This is a genomic window from Janthinobacterium sp. FT14W, assembly GCF_009208755.1.
GTDB lineage: Bacteria > Pseudomonadota > Gammaproteobacteria > Burkholderiales > Burkholderiaceae_D > Janthinobacterium > Janthinobacterium violaceinigrum.
In genome coordinates, this window is sequence record NZ_WFLL01000097.1 from 1 (window position 1) to 4,135 (window position 4,135).

Genomic DNA, 4,135 nt, shown 5'->3' on the forward strand with positions numbered 1-4,135 from the left:
CCGCTGCGCCAGGCCAGCGCGCGTCCGCGCGTCGCGCGCGACGCAGCGGCGGCCGCCGCAGGCGCGGAATACTCGCCGCCGGAACTGGCCGAACGCACGCGCATCGTGCACGCCATGAATGCCGCCAAATGGCGCCCGCTGCAGGCGGCAGCCATGCTGGGCGTCTCGCGCGCCACCCTGTACCGGCGCCTCAAGCAGCTGAAAATCGTGCCGCCGCACCGGCAGTAAGCAGTCCGGAAAGCTGAGACTTCCGTCTCAATGACCGCCATGCTGCGCTGCAGGATGCGGCGCCAAAACGCCGGTGTTACAACATCGTCAGCGGCAACACAGCCGCATCCCATCATAAAGTCAGCAGACTTGGAGGAGACACGATGCATACCGATACCAACCCGCACGACCTGGCCGTGGCCGGCATCCTGGAACAGCTCGAGGGTGCCCTGCGCGCCCGCGACAGCACGGGGGCAGCGCAGCTGTTTGAAAGCGACGGCTACTGGCGCGACCTGGTGCTGTTTACCTGGAACCTGAAGACCCTGGAAGGCCGCGGACAGATCGCCGCCATGCTGGCCGCGCAGATGGGCGCCGTGCAGCCGGTAACGATGCGCATCGCCGACGGCGAACATGCCAGCGAGGCCGGCGGCGTGCTGCAAAGCTGGATCACGGTGGAAACGGACGCGGCGCGCGGCGTGGGCTTCATCCGCATCCGCGACGGCAAGATCTGGACCCTGCTCACCACCATGAGCGAATTGAAGGGCTTTGAAGAAGCCAGGGGCGCACGCCGGCCCATGGGCGCCGAACATGGCGCGCGCACGAACCGCAGCAGCTGGCTGGAGCACCGCGAACAGGATGCCAGGGAACTCGGCTACGCGCGCCAGCCCTATTGCGTCATCATCGGCGGCGGCCAGGGCGGCATTGCGCTGGGCGCGCGCCTGCGGCAATTGAACGTCCCCACCATCATCATCGAGAAAAATGCGCGCCCCGGCGACAGCTGGCGCAAGCGCTACAAGTCCTTGTGCCTGCACGATCCCGTCTGGTACGACCACATGCCCTACATCCCCTTCCCCGACAACTGGCCCGTCTTCACGCCCAAGGACAAGGTGGGCGACTGGCTGGAAATGTACACCAATGTGATGGAGCTGAACTACTGGGGCTCGACTTCATGCGAATCGGCCAGCTTCGACGAAGCTGCCGGCGAGTGGACGGTGCAGGTGCTGCGCGACGGCCAGGCCGTCACCCTGAAGCCGAAGCAGCTGGTGCTGGCCACGGGCATGTCGGGCAAGGCCAACATGCCGAAGTTCAAGGGCATGGACGTGTTCCAGGGCGAGCAGCAGCACTCGTCGCAGCATCCGGGGCCGGACGCGTATGTCGGCAAGAAGGTGGTGGTCATCGGCGCGAACAATTCCGCGCACGATATCTGCGCCGCCCTGTGGGAAGCGGGCGTGGACGTGACCATGGTGCAGCGCTCGTCGACGCACATCGTCAAGTCCGATTCGCTGATGGACCTGGCGCTGGGCGACCTGTATTCGGAACGGGCGCTGGCGGCCGGCATGACGACGGCCAAGGCCGACCTGACGTTTGCCTCGATCCCGTACAAGCTGCTGGCCGACTTCCAGAAGCCCGTCTTCAAGGCCATCCGCGAGCGCGATGCGGACTTTTATGCGCGCCTGGAGGCACGGGGCTTCATGCTCGATTTCGGCGACGACGATTCCGGCCTGTTCATGAAATACCTGCGCCGCGGCTCCGGCTACTACATCGACGTGGGCGCCTCGGAGCTGGTCGCGGAAGGCAAGATCAAGCTGAAAAGCGGCGTCGGCGTGCAGGAACTGAAAAGCCGTTCCATCGTGCTGTCGGACGGCACGGAACTGCCGGCCGACCTGGTGGTGTACGCCACCGGCTACGGCTCCATGAATGGCTGGGCGGCCGACCTGATTTCACCGGAAGTAGCGAACAAGGTGGGCAAGGTGTGGGGACTGGGTTCGGCCACGACGAAGGACCCGGGCCCGTGGGAGGGCGAGCAGCGCAATATGTGGAAGCCCACGCAGCAGCAGGCGCTGTGGTTCCACGGCGGTAACCTGCACCAGTCGCGCCACTATTCCCAGTACCTGTCGCTGCAGCTGAAGGCGCGCATGGAGGGACTGGCTACGCCCGTGTACGGGCAGCAGCAGGTGCATCACCTGGCGTGATCTTGATTCGCTGGCCGAAAAAAAGCGGCGGGCCCTGGCCCGCCGCTACTTGTGATACCTGCCAAACCGCGTAGGTCGGATTAACGCGGGACGCGCGTAATCCGACACGTTGTTGGCGGCGCATGTCGGAGTACGCGTGGCTTTGCCGCGCTAATCCGACCTACTATCGAAAAAAAGGCGGCGTACCGAAGTCCGCCGCCTTTTTCCATTACTGCCGCTACTGATCGGTAGTGGCTATCAATCATCACCAGAGTAACGTCTGACAAAATCGTAGCGAGCGGCGATGATTTGTGGCCGAGAAGCGCAGCCGTGCTTAAGCACGGTGAGCATCGCAGGCCGCAAAGCGCGACGCGCAGTAGATTTTGTCACACGTTTTATTGTTTGATCGCTTCGATGGCAAACGTCAGGGTCACGTCATCGCTGACGGCTGGCGCATATTTGCCCGCGTTGAATTCCGAGCGCTTGATCTTGGCCGTGGCGTTGGCGCCGCAAGCGTCTTTTTTCAGCATCGGGTGCGGGGCGCAGGTGAACGAGGTGACGGTCAGGGTCACTGGCTTGGTCACGCCTTTCAGGGTCAGGCTGCCTTCCACGGAAGCGAGCTTGTCGCCGTCGAAATTGAACTTGCTCGATTTGTAGGTGGCGACCGGGTATTTGGCCGTGTCGAGGAAGTCTTCGCCCTGGATGTGCGAGTTGAACAGGGTCGAACCCGTGTCGACGGACTTGGTGTCGATCAGCACTTCGACGGCACCCGTCTTGGCGGCGCGGTCCAGGGTGACCTTGCCGGTGGTGTTATTGAAACGGCTTTGCTGCGTCGAGAAACCCATGTGGGTGTACTCGAAACGGGGGAAGGTGTGGCTGCCATCGATGACATAGACTTCAGGAGCGGCAACGGCGGACAGCGAGAAGCCGGCGGCGGCGATAAAAGCGAGCAGTTTTTTCATTGTGGATTCCTAACAGGGAGTGGAGGATGTCAAAACCGCAACCGGCTGCCGGCGAAGATGCGGGCGGCCGGTTGTCTGGCTTCAGTTGCAACAGATTATGCATGGCATGAAGATCGATGTAAAACGGAAAATATACCTAGTTAGCATCGAAAAAATCGATAGTAACGCCCATACTGTCCGCGACAGCGCCTTCTGCTGCCGATTATTGTCCGTGTTGACAAAAATATCCAGCGCTATCCAACGGGACCGCGCATCACAGATGAGAATGATTCTTGTTATTATTTGATGGGCTTGCTATCATGGCGCGCTTTGATCACGGGGAAACGCGCGGTGCTTGAACGCTATTACCAGGAATTGCTGCGCCTGATTTCGCGCTCCACGGGCTGCCGCGACAAGGCGCAGGACGTGGTGCAGGAAGCCTATGCCCGCATCCTGGCGCGCGAGCCGCAAGGGGGCGCCCCCGCCCTGCGCGCCGACGCGGCGCCCGACAGCGGCCAGCGCGCGCTGCTGTACGTGACAGCGAAAAACATCGTCATCGACGAACAGCGGTTGCTCCGGCGCCGGCCCCACGACGACATCGACACGCCCCAGCTGCAGCTGCGCGCCCCGCGCGCCGACGAACCGGAGCAGCGCCTGCACGACCGGCAAACCATGAAGCGGCTGCTGGCCATCATCGAATCGCTGCCGCCGCGCTGCCGCCAGGCCTTCGCGCTGTACAAATTCGATGGCCTGAGCCAGATCGAAATCGCCGCCCAGATGGGCATCTCCGTCAACATGGTGGAAAAACATATCATCAACGGCATGCTGGCCTGCAAAAAAGGCTTGCCCGACCGCGTGACTGGAAAAGACAGCGCATGACACAGACAACTTCCACGGCAGACGAGATCGACTTCCAGGCCGCGCAATGGCTGCTGCGCCACGATGCGGGCCTGGCCGCGCCCGAGCTGGCGGCGCTGCACGCCTGGCTGGCGGCCGATGCGCGCCACCAGCACGCCTGGGATGCGCTGGCCCGCA

Annotated in this window: 4 protein-coding genes; 3 read left to right on the plus strand and 1 reads right to left on the minus strand. The window is 63.0% G+C overall.

Annotated elements, in window-relative coordinates:
- A partial coding sequence (locus tag GCN74_RS28035) for a helix-turn-helix domain-containing protein (RefSeq protein WP_193317304.1) occupies positions 1 to 228 on the plus strand: 228 nt, incomplete at its 5' end.
- Positions 229 to 371: 143 nt separating this feature from the next.
- Positions 372 to 2,180: an NAD(P)/FAD-dependent oxidoreductase gene (locus GCN74_RS28040; protein ID WP_152259690.1), complete on the plus strand. Its 1,809-nt coding sequence runs from the start codon at positions 372 to 374 to the stop codon at positions 2,178 to 2,180.
- Positions 2,181 to 2,554: 374 nt separating this feature from the next.
- On the opposite strand, the gene GCN74_RS28045 is transcribed toward GCN74_RS28040, so the two are convergent.
- On the minus strand, positions 2,555 to 3,121 hold the full coding sequence (locus GCN74_RS28045; RefSeq protein ID WP_152259691.1) for a YceI family protein: 567 nt from the start codon (positions 3,119 to 3,121) through the stop codon (positions 2,555 to 2,557).
- 330 nt (positions 3,122 to 3,451) lie between these two features.
- Here GCN74_RS28045 and GCN74_RS28050 point away from each other — a divergent pair, with 330 nt between their 5' ends.
- Positions 3,452 to 3,979, plus strand: a complete 528-nt coding sequence (locus tag GCN74_RS28050; protein WP_152259692.1) for an RNA polymerase sigma factor — start codon at positions 3,452 to 3,454, stop codon at positions 3,977 to 3,979.
- Positions 3,980 to 4,135: the final 156 nt, after the last annotated feature.